Below are 15,455 nucleotides of genomic sequence, written 5' to 3' on the forward strand. Positions count from 1 at the left end.
CGGTCACGCCAGGTAAAGCGTCAGGCCCTGAGCTTCGTAGGGTTGCAGCAGGGCACGCGGCGTACTGGCCAATGCGACGATCGCGCTGACGTGTGCCAGCTCCACCACCTGGTAGGGCGACGCGGTGTTGAGCTTTTCCGAGGTGGCCAGCACGATGGTTTCTGCGGCCGCGTGACACAACGCGCGCTTGACCACTGCCTCTTCATAATCGCCGGTAGACAGGCCGGCATTCGGGTGCACGCTGCACACCCCCATGAAATACAGGTCGGCATTGACCCGGCCGATGGCCTCCAGCGTGGCCGCCCCCACCCCCACCAGTGAGTGGCGAAACAGCCGCCCGCCGAGCATGATCACTTCAATCTGCGGATGATCCACTAGGGCCATGGCAATCGACGGACTGTGGGTGACCACGGTGGCATTCAGGTCCGCCGGCAAGTGATGGGCCAGTTGCAGGCACGTGGTACCGCCATCGATAAACACCACTTGGCCGGGCTGCACAAGTTGTGCAGCCGTCCGGCCAATGGCGATTTTTTCCTCGGGTACCAAGTGTTCCCGTACCGAAAAATCAGCCATCGCGGGGGATGCCGGCAAGGCGCCGCCGTGCACCCGCAGCAGCAAACCTTCCTTGGCCATTTCCCGCAGGTCACGCCGAATCGTGTCCTCGGAAACCTCCAGTGCCTGGCTCAACTCCTTGGCAATCAGCCGGCCGTCGCGGCGCAGCGTATCCAGCAGGTGTTGTTTACGTTGTTGGGTCAGCATCGGAAGCTTCCTGCACGTTTTTTCTTGACTGTGCACGATTTTGCACGACATGCTGAATAACACAAGACAAAAAGGTCCTGCCATGGAAAACAGTCCCGTCCGCATCCACGCCGAAGAACTGCTCTCGGATAATTGGTATGTGCTGAAAAAGTACACCTTTGACCTGCGCCGCCGCGACGGCAGTTGGCAGTCCCAGACCCGGGAGATCTATGACCGGGGCAATGGCGCGACGATCCTGCTGTACAACCGCGAGCGGCGCACGGTGTTGCTGATTCGCCAGTTCCGCATGCCTACCTACGTTAACGGCTACCACGGTTACCTGATCGAGTCTGCCGCCGGCCTGCTGGACAACGCCAGCCCCGAGGAACGCATTCGCCTGGAGGCGGAAGAAGAGACGGGCTACCGTGTGGGCCATGTAGAAAAGATCTATTCGGCCTTCATGAGCCCGGGCTCGGTGACCGAGCGCATTCACTTTTTCATCGGCGAATATCAGCCTGGCGACCGAGTCAGTGATGGCGGCGGGCTGGAGGATGAAGGTGAGGATATCGAAGTGCTGGAGTTGGGATTCGAGGAGGCCCTGGGTATGGTGGACAGTGCCGAGATCGTCGACGGCAAGACCATCATGTTGTTGCAGTACCTTGAATTGCGGATGTTGAAAGAGGGCTGGTGATGTCGCGTCGGTTATCGCTTGCGTTGGCGGTGTTGCTGGGGGGATGCAGTGGTGTGAGTGCTGCGCAAACGCCCGTCGGTGATGGTGGTGTTCCCGCGTTCTATACCTGGGCGGACAAGGTGCCCGCGTCACCCGGGCGGATGCTGCGCAGCGAGCCGTTGACCGAACAGCAAAGCCTGGCCGAGGCGGGGCAGAATATTCGCATCCTGTACACGTCCACCGACGGTCTCGATACCCATAAACGGATTGTCGTTTCCGGTGCGCTGTTCCTGCCCAAGGGCACACCGCCACCGGGTGGCTGGCCGCTGATGGCGTGGGCCCACGGCACGGTGGGGAGTGCCGATATCTGCGCGCCGTCGTTCGCCGGTCGCAGCCCTCGGGATACGCGCTATCTCAATTATTGGCTGGCTCAGGGCTACGCGATTGTCGCTACCGATTACCAGGGGCTTGGGACGCCTGGCCTGCATCCGTATGGGCTGACCAGTCCGCTGGCCTATGGGGTGCTCGACAGTATTCGCGCGGTAGGGGCGGGTGGTTTCGAACTCTCCAAACGTGTGGTGGTGTTTGGGCAGTCACAGGGTGGCCGTGCTGCGTTTGCCACGGCGGTCTATGCGAAAGACTATGCGCCCGAGTTGGATATCGTGGGGGTGGTGGCGACCGGTACGCCTTACGCGGCCACCCATAAAACGGGAGACGGTGCCGAGTTGGAAAAGGCCCGCAGTTCGGTGGTGCCGACCTTTGCCTATAACTTGCTGCGGCTGAGTACTGTCACGTTGTTTGATCCTGGGTTTGTGGCTGCGGATTACTTGAGCGAGCGTGCAGTGCCTGCGTTTGAGAGCAGCCGGCGGGATTGTTTGCATGCCATTGAGCAGCGGGTGATGGCTGATGGGCTCAGCTTCAATGACAGTTTCAAGCGGTCGCCGAAAGAGGCGCTCGACAAGGTTTATCGTGAGTCGGCGTATCCGACGTTGAAGACGGATATTCCGGTTTTTGTCGGTACGGGGGGGCGGGATCAGGATGTGTTTGTGCCTGGGCAAAAGGCGCTGGTCAGGGATGCGTGCAAGGTCGGGGACCGGATTGAATGGCATTTTTATCCTGAGCTGGATCACTCCGCTACGGTCAATGGTTCGCTCGTGGACTCGACGCCGTTTGTGCGTAAGGCGTTTGCGGGGGAGGTGATTGGTGGGAATTGTGGGGGGTAGCTTTTTTGGGGGGTATATCCGTTATTTGGGTAACGGCGACTTATGGTTTCGCTCTTACAGCGAGTCACTTTGCAAAAGCCGGAATGCCGGCCCAACCCAAAGTAAGTAAAGGGAGCTGCCTCCGCCGCTTTATGTGGGAGCGGGCTTGCTCGCGAAAAACCTGAAAGCGCCACGTTGAATCAGGATACCCACGTCATCGTTAACGACCTTCGCGAGCAAGCCCGCTCCCACATTTGGACCGTGTCCGCCTTTGATTTTGCGGTTGCTTCACCCCACTCAAGTCGGCTGGTAGGCCGCTGTGAGAGCGCAACCCGATAGCGGCCATAACCGCAGCAACGGATATGCCCCCAACCCCATCACCCCAATTTTACATTCATGATAATCCGCGCGGTAAACACCAATTTCCCCTCCGCATCCAGCATCTCCACCGGCACCACCTTGTCACCCGCCGTTTGCCAGTCGATACCTTCGCCATTGGCCGTCGCCGTCACGCTGCTCTTGGCTTTGGCCAGATACTCCACCGTCATCCCCTTGGGAATCCACCGCGCACCCGCCGGCACGGAAACGTCCGTCATGGTTCCCGCCGCCAACTCCGCAGCGTTGCACATGGCAATGGCGTGCACCGTTCCCAGGTGGTTGGTGATGGCCTTGCTGAACGGCACTTCCACCGAGGCAAACCCCGGACGCAACTGGGTCATCAACGGATTGATGGTGCTGAAGTAGGGCGCCATCTGGCACGCCAGTTTGCTGAACGCTTCGGGGCCAACGCTGTTGAACATGCTCAGGGCCTGACTCATGGTGCTGCCTCGCTGATTAAATGAATTTTACGGAATATTGTTCCGTTACAGAATAATGTTCTGTAACGGAACAGTATTCTGCCCATGGGAAATCTGTCAAGCTGCCCGGGCTTGTTCTTCTTCACTGACTGAGTTCCTGTTCAGCATGCAAACCCCGGATCTGCTTCAGCGTTGCTTCCCTGGCCGAAGGGCCGAATTGAAGCGCGATATCTTCAAGGCAGCCCTGGACCTGTTCAACGAGCAGGGCCTTGAAGCCACCACCATCGAGATGATCCGCGCGCGCTGCGATACCAGCGTCGGCGCCATTTATCATCACTTCGGCAACAAGGAAGGCCTGGTCGCCGCGCTGTTTTTTACCGCGCTGGAGGATCAGGCCGAATTGCGTGGGCGCTACCTTGAATCGGCCAAAACGGCGAAGGAGGGGGTGTACGCACTGGTCCACAGCTATGTCGATTGGGTAGACAGCGAACCGCAGTGGGCGCGCTTCCAGTACCACGCGCATTTCGCGGTGACCAAGGGCCCGTTCGCCGCTGAACTGGAAAGCCGCAACCAGGCGCGCAACGCGTTGCTGAAGGAGTGGATGGTGCTGCCTGGACGGGGTGATCAGCTCAGCCAGGTGCCCGCCGAACTCTTGCCATCACTGATCATCGGCCAGGCCGACAGCTACTGCCGTGCCTGGCTGGCCGGGCGCTCGGCCAGCAGCCCTCGGGTGTACCGGGAAACCCTGGCCGAGGCAGCGTGGCGCTCGGTGGGCGGCGCTTAGGGCGTCGCGTGCATCACGCACAGGGTGCGGGCGTTATCGCCACCCGATAGCGCTCGTCAAAATCATCCGCCAACTGTGCCAGCGTCACCTCTCCCAAACGCTGCAGCAGCAACGCCTGGGCATCGTCAAACGCCTGGTTCAGCGCCGCATTGACGGCCTGTTCCACCAGGCATTGCGGATGATCGGTGGACAGGCCGACGGCAAAGATCGACGACGTGCCAAGGGCATTGTGGATGTCCAGCAGGGTGATTTCACTCAGCGGCTTGCCCAGCATCCAGCCGCCCTGATGGCCTTTTTCCGAACGTACATAACCTTTCTCCTTGAGCAGGCCCAGGGTACGGCGTACCACCACCGCGTTGGTACCAAGCATCTGCGCGATGGTCTCCGAGGTGGCGCGTTCCTCGTGGCGGCCCATGTGGATCAGCACATGGAGCATGCGCGAAAGCCGGGTGTCGTTTCTCATCTGCAAGCCTCTGGAGTTCCTGCCCGAAAGTATCGTTCGAAACGATTGGAGTTGCGAGACACTTGACGAGGTATTTTTATGTAACTTATGGTGTGTCGTGAGTGCCCGGCAACCGATGCAAGGGCCACCAGAGAGGTCATCTTCATGGTTTACGACGTGATTATCGTCGGCGGCAGCTACGCCGGAATGTCCGCCGGGCTGCAACTGGCGCGGGCTCGGCGCAAGGTGCTGGTGATTGACGCCGGGCAGCGGCGCAACCGGTTTGCGGCCACTTCCCACGGTTTCCTCAGCCAGGATGGCCAGCCGCCGGAGCTGATCGCTGCCGAAGGGCGAGGGCAGTTGATGGAATATCCGACGGTGACCTGGGTGCAGGACACCGCCGTTGAAGCGACTCGAAACCAGGATGGCTTCGTGGTGCAAACCCGTTGCAAGGGTGAGTTCAAGGCTAAACGCTTGGTTCTCGCTACCGGCGTGGTGGATGAGTTACCCGAGGTCGAGGGGTTGAAGGAGCGCTGGGGCAAGCATGTGTTCCATTGCCCGTATTGCCACGGCTATGAACTGGATCAAGGCCGCATCGGCGTGCTGGCGACGTCGCCACTGGCCATGCATCACGCGATGCTGCTGCCGGACTGGGGCACCACCACGCTTTTTACCAACGGTACATTTGTGCCGGATGCCGAGCAGCAGGCGCAACTGGATCGGCGTGGGGTCAGCGTCGAAAGCTCGGCGGTGCGGCGGATTGTCGGTGAGCGGGCGGATTTGGAATTGGCAGACGGGCGGATGATCGTGCTGGACGGTATTTTCACCCTGTCCCGTACGCGCATGGCCAGCCCATTGGCCGAGCAGTTGGGCTGTGAGTTTGTCGAAGGGCCGACCGGGCCCTACCTGCTGACCAACGAGACGCGCCAGACCACCGTGCCCGGTGTGTTTGCCTGCGGCGATGCCAACCTGGCCGGCGGCTCGGTGGCGCTGGCGGTCGGCGAGGGTGTGCGCGCCGGGGTGGGCGCGCACTTTTCGATGATCTTCAGCTGAGGTCAGCGCACCAGGCACGGCCGCTTGTTATCGAACGTCCAGCCCGGAATCATGAACTGCATCGCCACGCTGTCATTGCGCGCACCCAGGCCCATGCCTTTGTACAGTTCATGGGCGTGGGCCACGGCGTCCATGTCGATGTCCACGCCCAGGCCCGGTTTGGCCGGCACCTTGATATGGCCGTCGACAATCTTCAGCGGAGCCTTGGTCAACCGCTGGCCGTCCTGCCAGATCCAGTGGGTGTCGATGGCCGTGATTTCCCCCGGCGCGGCGGCGGCCACCTGGGTGAACATCGCCAGGGAAATGTCGAAGTGATTATTGGAGTGCGAGCCCCAGGTCAGGCCCCATTCGTGGCACATCTGCGCCACGCGCACCGAGCCCTGCATGGTCCAGAAGTGCGGGTCGGCCAGGGGAATATCCACGGACTGCAACTGGATCGCATGCCCCATTTCCCGCCAGTCGGTGGCGATCATGTTGGTGGCGGTGGGCAGTCCGGTGGCACGGCGGAATTCGGCCATGACTTCGCGCCCGGAGTAACCGTTTTCCGCGCCGCAAGGGTCTTCGGCATAGGCCAGCACATGATGCTGGTCGCGGCACAGGGCGATGGCTTCTTTCAGTGACCAGGCGCCGTTGGGGTCCAGGGTGATGCGCGCATCGGGGAAGCGTTCGGCCAGTGCAGTCACCGCCTCGATTTCGTCGCCGCCGCGCAGTACGCCGCCTTTGAGCTTGAAGTCATTGAAGCCGTATTGCGCCTTGGCCGCCTCTGCCAGACGCACGATGGCTTCGGGCGTCATGGCCTGTTCATGACGCAGGCGGAACCAGTCTTCGGCATCGTCTTCACTGCGATAGGCCAGGTCGGTTTGCTGGCGATCACCGATGTAGAACAGGTAGCCGAGCATCTTCACCGCGTCGCGCTGCTGGCCTTCGCCGAGAAGGGCCGCCACCGGGACTTCGAGGAATTGGCCGAGCAAATCCAGCAGTGCGGCTTCCATCGCTGTGACGGCATGGATGGTGATGCGCAGGTCAAACGTCTGCAAACCCCGGCCCGCCGAATCCCGCGCAGCGAAGGTTTGGCGCATGGCATTGAGGATGCTCTGGTACTGGCCGATGGGCTTGCCGATCACCAGGCTGCGGGCGTCTTCCAGGGTCTCGCGGATGCGTTCGCCGCCGGGTACCTCACCGACGCCGGTACGGCCGGCGCTGTCGGTAAGGATCACGATGTTGCGCGTGAAAAACGGCCCGTGGGCGCCGCTGAGGTTGAGCAGCATGCTGTCGTGGCCGGCCACCGGGATGACTTGCAGGCCGGTAACGACCGGGGCGCTGTTGGCGTGGTGCTGGTGTTCTGTGTTCATCGTGTAGTCCTTATTTGCTCAAGACGGGGGCGGGTTGCAGCACGCTGCTGGTGGTCGGGCCGGGCAGTGTCCTGGCGAAAAACACCAGGATGGCCGCAAGGATCGAAGTGCCCGCCAGGCCATACAAACCGCCCTGGATCGAGCCGGTGGTCTGTTCCAGGAAACCAAAGGTGGTGGGCGCGACAAACCCGCCGAGGTTGCCGATGGAGTTGATCAATGCGATCACCGCCGCGGCGATGCGTGCATCCAGGTAACCCTGGGGAATCGGCCAGAACAGCGAGGACGCCGACTTGAAGCCGATCGCCGCGAAGCAGATGGCGATAAAGGCAAAGATCGGCCCGCCGGTAGTGGAGAGGAACATGCCGACGGCGGCGATCAACAGTGCCGCAGCGACCCAGGCTTGTTGGAACTTGAATTTGCCCGCCAGTGCCGCGAAGGCGTACATCGCGATGATCGAGATCAACCACGGGATGGAGTTGTAGAAACCCACCTGGATGTCGCTCAGGTCGCCCATCTTTTTGATGATGCTCGGCAACCAGAAAGTGGCGGCATATATCGTCAGCTGGATGCAGAAATACAGGGCGCAGAACAGCATGATCTGACGGTCCTTGAGCAGCTTGCCCAAGGTCGGCTTGACCGTGGTGGCGGCGTCACGCTCGCGCTGTTCGCGGTCGATCTCGCCCACCAGCGCATCTTTTTCTTCAAGGCTGAGCCACTTGGCGTCGTGGGGTTTGGAGTCCAGCCAGAACCACACGAAAAAGCACAGCAGTACCGACGCCATGCCTTCGATGATGTACATCCACTGCCAGCCATGCAGGCCCAGCCCGGTGATTTGCAGCAGCACGCCGGACAAGGGGCCGGAGATCAGCGAGGCGAGGGCCGAGCCGCTGAGGAAGATTGCAATCGCCTTGCCGCGTTCGACGCCGGGCAGCCAGCGGGTGAAGTAGTAGATCACCCCGGGAAAGAAGCCCGCTTCGGCCACGCCCAGCAGAAAGCGCAGGATGTAGAAGTGGGTTTCGTTCTGGATGAAGGCCATCAATGTGGCGGTGATGCCCCAGGTGAACATGATGCGGGTCAGCCAGATGCGCGCGCCGACTTTTTGCAGGAGCATGTTGGACGGCACTTCGAACAGCGCGTAGCCGATGAAAAACAACCCGGCGCCGAAGCCGTAGGCGGCCGCACCAATGCCCAGGTCGTGCTCCATATGGGTACGCACAAAGCCGATGTTGACGCGGTCGATGTAGTTAACGATGAACATGATCACGAACAGTGGGAGCACATGGCTCTTCACCTTCTTGATCGCGCGGGCCAGGACCGGGTCGGTGGCAGGCGCAGCTGTCGCAGGGCTGGAAGGGGTCACGAGGTCAAACTCCCACTGATTATTGTTGTGCGGGGACGTATTTGGGTTGCCAGAGATGTCAGACAACTTGATAGACATCATACAACTGCATTTTCAAAGATGGCAACCCTCTGTAGGAGCGAGCTTGCTCGCGAAAATCGTCAACGATTGCGCGGTTTTGTGCAATGTTTGCGCTGCGACGGGGTTTTTCGCGGGCAGGTTCGCTCCTACAGGTATTTGTTTGTTGTCATACAAGTTGGCTCGTCTAAGAATGCTAGTATTGCCAAGCGCCCCAGAACGGAATTCCTGATGCAAAACCCCAGCTCGGCACCTCATCGCAAGCGCTCCCCGGGCCTTGCCCACGACATCGTCACCGCGCTGACCCAGCAGATTCTCCTGGGGCAGATGGCGCCGGGTGAAAAGCTGCCGTCGGAGTCGGCCATCGTGGGCGAGTACGGCGTCAGCCGCACGGTGGTGCGCGAAGCGCTTTCCAAATTGCAGGCCGCCGGGTTGGTGGAAACCCGCCACGGTGTCGGCACCTTTGTGCTGGAGCGCGACGAGCGCCACGGCCTGCACCTGACCCACGACACCGCCGCCAGCGTGCGCGGCATTCTTGAACTGCGCATGGGCCTGGAAACCCAGGCAGCCGCCCTGGCAGCCTTGCGCCGTACCGATGAACAACTGCAGCAGATGCGCCAGGCACTGGATGATTACCAGGACTCGCTGGCCAACAACGACAGTGCCGTTGAGCCTGACGTGCGCTTCCATCGCCTGATCGCCCAGGCCACTGGCAATACCTATTTCACCGACGTGATTTATCACCTGGGCCACTCGGTAATCCCACGCACCCGGATCAATGCCGAGGAACGCGGCGACGCGGACCTGATGGAGCTGGGGCGCCTGGCGAACCTTGAGCACGAGGCGATCCTGAAAGCCATCCGCCGCCAGGACCCGGACGCGGCCCGGGCCGCCATGCTGTTGCACTTGAGCAACAGCCTGGAGCGGATGACAGGAGAGTAGGCAGGGCTATTTGCTGTCCAGGAAGTCCAGCAGCGCGGCATTGAACAGCGTCGGGTCCTGCAGGAATGCGAAGTGGCTGGTGTTCGGCAGAATCAGCAGGCCCGCTCCCGGAATGGTCGCCGCGATGTATTCGGTGTGTTCTCGCTTGATCGCCTCATCGTGGTCGCCGTCGACAATCAGGATCGGAGTCTTGATGGACGCCAGTTGCGCGTCGGTCCAGTTGGGTTGGCTGGCCCACATATGGCTGATCTGCTCGACGAAGGCGTCGTACTCTTTTGGCGTCGGCGAGTGCCTGGCGTACTCCTGGCCGGCGCGTTCGATGAAGGCGGCGAAGGTCGGGTTTTTCTCTACGCCATCCTTGACCCCGGACGTCTGGGTGTTGGCGGCAAAGGCGAACACCTTGCCGATACGGTCGGGGTGGCGCAGGGCGAGATCTATACCGATGATTGCGCCGTCGCTCCAGCCGACGATATCGGCGCGGGGGATTTTCAGGCTGTCGAGTACGGCGACCACATCATCGGCCATCAAGTCGTAACCGAAGGGGTTCTCGTCCCGGGAACTGCGCCCGTGGCCACGGCTGTCGAGGCTGATGACCGTGTGTTTGGCGGCCAGCGCCTTGACCTGGTTGCCCCAGTAATCGGAATTGGACAGGCCACCGTGCAGCAGGATGACCGGCGAACCATGCCCGGTCTTGGTGTAGTAGACCTTGATGCCATTGACGGCGGTATAGCCGGTTTTGGCCCCCGCAATCGGCGCCGGGGTGGGCGGAAGGGTTTCCCAGCGTTCCGCGGCCTGAACCCCGGAGAAGGACAGCAACAGGCAGGCAGCTGCCAATAAGCGACGTGACATGGCGATTCCTTTTTTGTGAGCAGGTTGAGGTCATCCGGCCAGATGTGCGCTCGACTCTAGCACCGTGCCTACCTTGGGAAACACGCATTTTTTCCTATCAAAAACGCCCTTTGGAAAGAGAAAAATACAGTTATATCAATGGAATAAATTTGTCTTTTGCAGCGGGTGGGCTAAGGGTTTCAACTGGTGGTTTTTTCGGTCATTCCCGGCAGGGGCATTTTCTTCAATACCGCGATCCGTCTTCTCCTTAAGGTTCAGCTCATACCCGCACAACAAAAAGGAATTGCAATGAGCTTGATCATTTCCATGGCCGCTTTCGCTTTGGCCACCTCCATCACGCCGGGACCGGTGAATGTGGTGGCCATCAGTTCGGGGGCGCGCTTTGGGTTTGCCGCCAGTCAAAAGCACGTGGCTGGAGCCGCGTTGGGATTCACCTTGCTGCTGGTGCTGATTGGCCTGGGGCTGCATGAGGTGCTGGTGCGCTGGCCGCTGCTGACCCAACTGATTCAATGGGGCGGGGTGGCGTTCCTGTTGTACATGGCCTGGAAGCTGGCAGTGGACGATGGGCGCCTGGACGCTGAAGGCACGGCCGCGGCGCCGTCGATGCTCTATGGGGCGATCATGCAATGGCTCAACCCCAAGGCCTGGTTGGCGTGCGTGGCAGGCATGGGGCTGTTTGTCGCCGATGGCGATGCGCAGCAAGTCTGGCTGTTTGCGACGATCTACCTGGTGATCTGCTACCTGTCGGTGGCGTGCTGGGCGTACGCCGGGACGTTCCTGCGCCGCTACCTGAGCAATCCCCAGGGCATGCGCCTGTTCAATCGCTCGATGGCCGCCTTGTTGGTGGCCAGCGTGGGGTATCTGCTGCTGGCCTGAGTCAGCCGCGATATTGCCCGGGCGTCGCCGCCAGGTGCTGTTTGAACGTGCGCTGGAAATGCGCCTGATCAGAAAAGCCGGCCGCCAGTGCGACGTCGGCGATCAACTGGCCGCTGCGCAACTGGGTGCGGGCAAACTGAATACGGCGATTGACCAGGAATGCGTGGGGCGTCATGCCGTAATACTGCTTGAACGCACGAATCAGGTACGACGGCGACAGTTCAGCCGCCTGGCAAATGTCTTCGAGCTTCAGGGCCTCGGTGCAATGTTCGCGGATATAGTCGGCGGCCCGCTCCAGCTTGTGATTGACCTCGCGCACCGGGGTCTCCGACGGGTTGAGGCGTTGTTGCACCTCGGTGAAAAAACTCACCACCGCACTCTGCTTGTGCAGGTGTTCGGCGTGGTTGTCCACCAGCACCTCATACAGCTCGTTCAGCCCGCGGTACAGCGCGACATCCGTGGTGTGGGTGGCGGTGAACGGACGAAAGTCCTGGTCCTTGCTGAAACCCAACTGGTGCTGCAGGTCGGTCAGCCAGGCCGTATCGATATACAGCATGTGATAGGACCAGGGCAGATCATCAATGGGGTTGCAGGCGTGGACATCCCCGGGATTCATCAAGACCACGGTGCCGGTGCTGATCTTGAAGGTCGATGCCCCATGGATGTACAGGCTCTGCCCGGCCGTGATCGCGCCGATGGAAAAGTGCTCGTGGGCGTGGCGGGTGTAGCAGACCTTCCGCCCGTCGGCGATGGTGCGAGCCTCAATGAACGGCAGGCGTTCGTCGCGCCAGAAGGACGGGGCAGTCGGTTCGAGGGGCGATCGCATCACTACAAGTCTCACCGGGAAACAATGCAGTGAATGATTACACAGAAACCGGCCTGCAACGTTTCATTTCATGGTTTCGGGTTCCATTCTGCGCAGGAAGCCGATCCGCGGATCTACGCCGTTGATGGCGTCTGCCAGGGAAAGGGGTTGCTTCGCCGCCGCTCGCGCCTCATCGGCGCCTACCAGCAAGTGCTGGTCAATCACGATGCTGGCAATGGCCAGGCTGCGTGGCGAGGTGAAGGTGTTGGGTACCACAGGGCCCGGCCCATAGACGGCAGGCAGCTCGGCAAAACGTTGGGCAATGACCGTCGCGTGTTGCTGCCCGTTGGGAATGGTGCCGCGCGCGTACGCTGACCAATCGATCGGCAGCGGGCTGCCTTGGGTATTGCCGGTGCGCAGGGCCTGTTCGAATATTTGCAGGGTCAGGCCCGGTAATGGGGCAACCTTCAGTTGCTTTGGGAGAAATTCGTAGAAGCGCTTGTCGCCGGCGTACCTGCACAACACCAGCACCCCGAATCTCCCGATGCCCGATGTCTGCCCGCCAGCACTGGTGCGTGACGTTTGCAGGCGATGGAATTCCAGGCTGCCATATTCCATGCCTTTACGGCTAAGCAGGGGCAGTTGTGACATCCAATACACGATCGACTGTAGCAGCGCGGCGCGCACCGCCGTGTAGCGCTTCTCGAACTCGGCCGCGAAAGTGGAATGGATTGACCCCAACTCATCGAACCGTGACGCCATGCTGGCGAAATCAACGTCCTTGAGGGTCGAGCGCCATTGCGTTGTGCCTTTGGTCAGCTTGCCTGCCATGTGCAACTGAACCAGGGAAACGGCGGTATTGGCGGCGATATCCGGCTCCGAGCGGTTACCAGGCCTGGCCTGCCATTGTATGACCATTCGCTCCAGATCGGTGCTACCGGCAAACACCCGCTGAAGATCCTGCAAGGCTATCTCATACAGGCTGGTATGCCCGTTCTTCTTCAACTCGGAACTGATCTGCAACTGGTTGAGCTGCTCGTTCAACGCGGCAATGGCGCGATTCTTCTGCGTGGTACTGTGCCCATCAACGTTTTTGGCCAGTACTCCGTTGGCCACGGCCCAGTCGACGATCGGCAGACTGCCTCGGCGAACCCGGCGGGAGGGCATGATGAAGTAGATCACCGCCATGAAGTCGGTGAAGCGCATGGCCCGTGATGCACCCGGTGTTTCAGCTTCGATCAGGTCCACGTATTGCTTGAAATGTACCCAGGTATGGGAACTCATGTACGACACCTCATCAGGGATGTCCCGCACCAGGAATTCCGGGGCGATGCCCGCCAGCAACAGGTGCGCGGCCATGGGTACGGCGCTGGTGCGCAGGACCTTGAACTGGACCATGGCTTCTACGGCGTTACGGACTTCATGGAAGGTCAGGCCCCAGTTGTAGGAATCGGTCAGGTCATAGCCGGCGACAGTGGCCCGCTGCTTACCAGCATTCGCGTCCAGGCTGAGAATCAGTGCGGCAAACAACAGTGCGTTTCTGCTGGCACGGGTGTTTGCAGCGCTGGCGTGTTCACCGTACCAGCCCACGGTTTCCGATAGCCGCGCGGCCAGTGCCTGGGCCGGGGGCGATGCCAATAGTTGGTGCAGCAGCAGATCAGCCTCGGCGCGCACCTGGTCACGGTTTTTTTCGCCGACGATTGTTTCGCTCAGGTAGTCGAACAGTTTTACGTCCTGGTTGGGCAGGAAGGCGGCGACGGTCTGCAGCACCTGTTTGCGTTGCGCCGCCAGCAGTGGCATCACCTGCAATGCCCGCCAGTAGTTGCCGTGGCGTGGCTGTTTGGTTGTCGGGATGCCCAGGATGCGTGCCGTGGCATGGGCTTCGTCACGGGTAGCCGGTAGCGCCATCTGGTAGAGGTTGAGTAACTGGCGCAAGCTGACCTGGCCATTGGTGCTGATGCGCTCGCCGGATTGGCGGGCCAGTTCCAACAGGGGTTCGGCCATCGAGGTCAGGCTTGAAAGCGGTGTGTCCGCACGGGTGAGTACCTTGGGCGCATTGTCCAGCGCGTAACCACTGAGTTCGCCGTCCGCGTTCAGTACATACACCCGGGCAAGGTTGAATTGGCGGGTGGCGCTCACGCGTTGAAAGGCCGATTCCTGGCGCAAACCTGCGAGCAGTTGCGCCCCTTTGTCCACCAGCATGGCGAAGGGCGAGTCAGCCGCCAGGTTGAACGTCATGTCCAGGGTGCTAGTGAGCTGCGTATCGAGGGTGATCGACTTGAGTGCTGCTTGCATGGTGTAACGGTCATTGAGGACTGCGATATGGCGCATGTGTTTGCTGACGGCCACCAACGAGTGGGCGGCCGAGCTGACATAGGGAAACGTCGCTGCGCTGGTGGCGCGCAGTTGTTCCACGAGGACCTGAACGTCCCCTGCACTGGCAGGACGGGGTAGCCGATACGCCGTCATCAGCGCGGCCAGGCTGAGGCTGGCGTCCGGCAATATGTCGGTATGGGCGAGATTGGCCAGGCGCTCCAGCTCATCCCATTGCTGATTCAGCGCTGAGTTGTTGGAGCGATCCAGAGGTGAGGTATTGGCCTCGCGGCCGTCGGTCACGGCGATCACTACTTTTTGGTCGACGGAATAGCGGTAAGTGGGGGCAGCGCCTTGACTGGCAGGGTTGAGGCTCGCGAACTCTTCTCCCTGCGTCACGGCGTAAAGCAGCTGTGCCGCGTACTTTAAGGTGCTCGACAACATTGAGTCCGAGTCCAGCGTGCATCGTTGCAGATAGAGCTGCAGCCAATCGAAAGGCGGGCTGCCGTTTGTACTTTGTTCCAGGAGCGTCTGCAGCGCATCGGCCAGTTGTTGGTAATCCCGCTGCTCCTCGGTCAAGCGCTTGCGCAGGGTGGATTTGAGCCGCCCGCTTTCATCGACACCGGGCAGCATGTCGAGGGTATGGATCTCTTCGAGAATCACCTGAGCCTGCAAATGATTGGTCGGTACCGGGTAGCCATAGAAGGGCAATACCAGGTTCAGAGGCAGTGTCCTCGAATGAGGTTCGACGAGGTTTTCCATGAATGGCAAGCCGGCGTTGACCGTATCGATAATCTGCACCACCTCCAGGATCGGATTCGCGACGCGCCACCAATCAGAGTCTTTGTCCAGGGTGAAGGTGTACGGTGTTTTGACCGTGCCTTCCAGGATCGTGGCCTGCAGATCGCCGCCCCGAAACACCAGGCTCGCCAGTTCCAGGTCATGGCGTGAGGCCCACTCACGGAAGGCCGGGCGGCCGATGGCGTCACAGAAGAGCCGCACCCAGCGACCGAGCATGGTATTTTCCGGCACGCTGATCAAGATGGGTTCGGTTGCCGGGGTGGTGCCTTGGGCAACCAGTCTGATCAAACCGGCGATCAGTTCGGCGATCAGCACTTGATCATCCTTGAGGCGCAATGCCTGGTGCTTGATCAGGTCCAGGGCGGAGGGAGAAATATTCTTCAACAGGTGGGACAGAAAGGGTAAGTCATCCAT

14 protein-coding genes are annotated in these 15,455 nt (G+C 60.7%); 6 read left to right on the forward strand and 8 right to left on the reverse strand.

Annotated elements, in window-relative coordinates:
* Positions 1-3 precede the first annotated feature (3 nt).
* On the reverse strand, positions 4-759 hold the full coding sequence (locus HX817_RS05125; protein WP_003207418.1) for a DeoR/GlpR family DNA-binding transcription regulator: 756 nt from the start codon (positions 757-759) through the stop codon (positions 4-6).
* A gap of 82 nt (positions 760-841) precedes the next feature.
* Here HX817_RS05125 and nudK point away from each other — a divergent pair, with 82 nt between their 5' ends.
* Both nudK and HX817_RS05135 read left to right on the forward strand, forming a co-directional pair.
* Positions 842-1,429, forward strand: a complete 588-nt coding sequence (gene nudK, locus HX817_RS05130) for a GDP-mannose pyrophosphatase NudK (protein ID WP_003207421.1) — start codon at positions 842-844, stop codon at positions 1,427-1,429.
* Positions 1,429-2,631 carry a lipase family protein gene (locus HX817_RS05135; RefSeq protein ID WP_218182563.1) on the forward strand — a complete coding sequence of 401 codons (1,203 nt, stop codon included), beginning with the start codon at positions 1,429-1,431 and terminating at the stop codon, positions 2,629-2,631. Before nudK ends, HX817_RS05135 begins: the two co-directional genes overlap by 1 nt.
* 356 nt (positions 2,632-2,987) lie before the next feature.
* Here the strand turns inward: HX817_RS05135 and HX817_RS05140 are convergent, their stop codons facing one another.
* Positions 2,988-3,428, reverse strand: coding sequence for a hotdog fold domain-containing protein (locus HX817_RS05140; RefSeq protein WP_008435232.1), 441 nt, complete (start codon positions 3,426-3,428; stop codon positions 2,988-2,990).
* A 145-nt stretch (positions 3,429-3,573) separates the two neighbouring features.
* Between HX817_RS05140 and HX817_RS05145 the strand changes: the two genes are divergently transcribed.
* Positions 3,574-4,191, forward strand: a complete 618-nt coding sequence (locus HX817_RS05145) for a TetR/AcrR family transcriptional regulator (RefSeq protein ID WP_032899370.1) — start codon at positions 3,574-3,576, stop codon at positions 4,189-4,191.
* A 13-nt stretch (positions 4,192-4,204) separates the two neighbouring features.
* Here the strand turns inward: HX817_RS05145 and HX817_RS05150 are convergent, their stop codons facing one another.
* Positions 4,205-4,654, reverse strand: a complete 450-nt coding sequence (locus tag HX817_RS05150) for an Rrf2 family transcriptional regulator (RefSeq protein WP_008435227.1) — start codon at positions 4,652-4,654, stop codon at positions 4,205-4,207.
* Between the two features lie 144 nt (positions 4,655-4,798).
* On the opposite strand from HX817_RS05150, the gene HX817_RS05155 reads away from it, so the two are divergent.
* Positions 4,799-5,686, forward strand: a complete 888-nt coding sequence (locus HX817_RS05155) for an NAD(P)/FAD-dependent oxidoreductase (protein ID WP_177039897.1) — start codon at positions 4,799-4,801, stop codon at positions 5,684-5,686.
* A 2-nt stretch (positions 5,687-5,688) separates the two neighbouring features.
* On the opposite strand, the gene gudD is transcribed toward HX817_RS05155, so the two are convergent.
* Together gudD and HX817_RS05165 are read right to left on the reverse strand one after the other, a co-directional pair.
* Complete coding sequence (gudD, locus tag HX817_RS05160) at positions 5,689-7,038, reverse strand: glucarate dehydratase (protein WP_003207434.1); 1,350 nt, start codon at positions 7,036-7,038, stop codon at positions 5,689-5,691.
* Positions 7,039-7,048: 10 nt separating this feature from the next.
* The gene (locus tag HX817_RS05165; RefSeq protein WP_008435222.1) at positions 7,049-8,398 is read right to left on the reverse strand and encodes an MFS transporter; all 1,350 of its coding nucleotides are present in this window, start codon (positions 8,396-8,398) and stop codon (positions 7,049-7,051) included.
* 288 nt (positions 8,399-8,686) lie between these two features.
* Here HX817_RS05165 and HX817_RS05170 point away from each other — a divergent pair, with 288 nt between their 5' ends.
* Positions 8,687-9,397: a FadR/GntR family transcriptional regulator gene (locus HX817_RS05170; protein ID WP_008435219.1), complete on the forward strand. Its 711-nt coding sequence runs from the start codon at positions 8,687-8,689 to the stop codon at positions 9,395-9,397.
* Positions 9,398-9,403: 6 nt separating this feature from the next.
* Here the strand turns inward: HX817_RS05170 and HX817_RS05175 are convergent, their stop codons facing one another.
* On the reverse strand, positions 9,404-10,246 hold the full coding sequence (locus HX817_RS05175) for an alpha/beta fold hydrolase (protein WP_177039898.1): 843 nt from the start codon (positions 10,244-10,246) through the stop codon (positions 9,404-9,406).
* A gap of 288 nt (positions 10,247-10,534) precedes the next feature.
* On the opposite strand from HX817_RS05175, the gene HX817_RS05180 reads away from it, so the two are divergent.
* Positions 10,535-11,122 (forward strand): LysE family translocator, encoded by a 588-nt coding sequence (locus HX817_RS05180; RefSeq protein ID WP_003207442.1) that lies wholly within the window; start codon positions 10,535-10,537, stop codon positions 11,120-11,122.
* A gap of 1 nt (position 11,123) precedes the next feature.
* Here the strand turns inward: HX817_RS05180 and HX817_RS05185 are convergent, their stop codons facing one another.
* Positions 11,124-11,948 (reverse strand): AraC family transcriptional regulator, encoded by an 825-nt coding sequence (locus tag HX817_RS05185; protein WP_003207444.1) that lies wholly within the window; start codon positions 11,946-11,948, stop codon positions 11,124-11,126.
* A 63-nt stretch (positions 11,949-12,011) separates the two neighbouring features.
* Positions 12,012-15,455 carry a hypothetical protein gene (locus tag HX817_RS05190; protein WP_177039899.1) on the reverse strand — a complete coding sequence of 1,148 codons (3,444 nt, stop codon included), beginning with the start codon at positions 15,453-15,455 and terminating at the stop codon, positions 12,012-12,014.

The sequence above is a fragment of the Pseudomonas sp. C6002 genome (genome assembly GCF_013385805.1).
Classification (GTDB): Bacteria; Pseudomonadota; Gammaproteobacteria; order Pseudomonadales; family Pseudomonadaceae; genus Aquipseudomonas.

Excerpts from the sequence above, each read along its gene's own strand:
- HX817_RS05125 (WP_003207418.1), bottom strand. The coding sequence starts at position 759 with ATGCTGACCCAACAACGTAAACAACACCTGCTGGATACGCTGCGCCGC.
- HX817_RS05140 (WP_008435232.1), bottom strand. The coding sequence starts at position 3,428 with ATGAGTCAGGCCCTGAGCATGTTCAACAGCGTTGGCCCCGAAGCGTTC.
- HX817_RS05145 (WP_032899370.1), top strand. The coding sequence starts at position 3,574 with ATGCAAACCCCGGATCTGCTTCAGCGTTGCTTCCCTGGCCGAAGGGCC.
- HX817_RS05185 (WP_003207444.1), bottom strand. The coding sequence starts at position 11,948 with ATGCGATCGCCCCTCGAACCGACTGCCCCGTCCTTCTGGCGCGACGAA.
- gudD (WP_003207434.1), bottom strand. The coding sequence starts at position 7,038 with ATGAACACAGAACACCAGCACCACGCCAACAGCGCCCCGGTCGTTACC.
- HX817_RS05150 (WP_008435227.1), bottom strand. The coding sequence starts at position 4,654 with ATGAGAAACGACACCCGGCTTTCGCGCATGCTCCATGTGCTGATCCAC.
- HX817_RS05175 (WP_177039898.1), bottom strand. The coding sequence starts at position 10,246 with ATGTCACGTCGCTTATTGGCAGCTGCCTGCCTGTTGCTGTCCTTCTCC.
- HX817_RS05190 (WP_177039899.1), bottom strand. The coding sequence starts at position 15,455 with ATGGATGACTTACCCTTTCTGTCCCACCTGTTGAAGAATATTTCTCCC.
- HX817_RS05180 (WP_003207442.1), top strand. The coding sequence starts at position 10,535 with ATGAGCTTGATCATTTCCATGGCCGCTTTCGCTTTGGCCACCTCCATC.
- HX817_RS05170 (WP_008435219.1), top strand. The coding sequence starts at position 8,687 with ATGCAAAACCCCAGCTCGGCACCTCATCGCAAGCGCTCCCCGGGCCTT.
- nudK (WP_003207421.1), top strand. The coding sequence starts at position 842 with ATGGAAAACAGTCCCGTCCGCATCCACGCCGAAGAACTGCTCTCGGAT.
- HX817_RS05135 (WP_218182563.1), top strand. The coding sequence starts at position 1,429 with ATGTCGCGTCGGTTATCGCTTGCGTTGGCGGTGTTGCTGGGGGGATGC.
- HX817_RS05155 (WP_177039897.1), top strand. The coding sequence starts at position 4,799 with ATGGTTTACGACGTGATTATCGTCGGCGGCAGCTACGCCGGAATGTCC.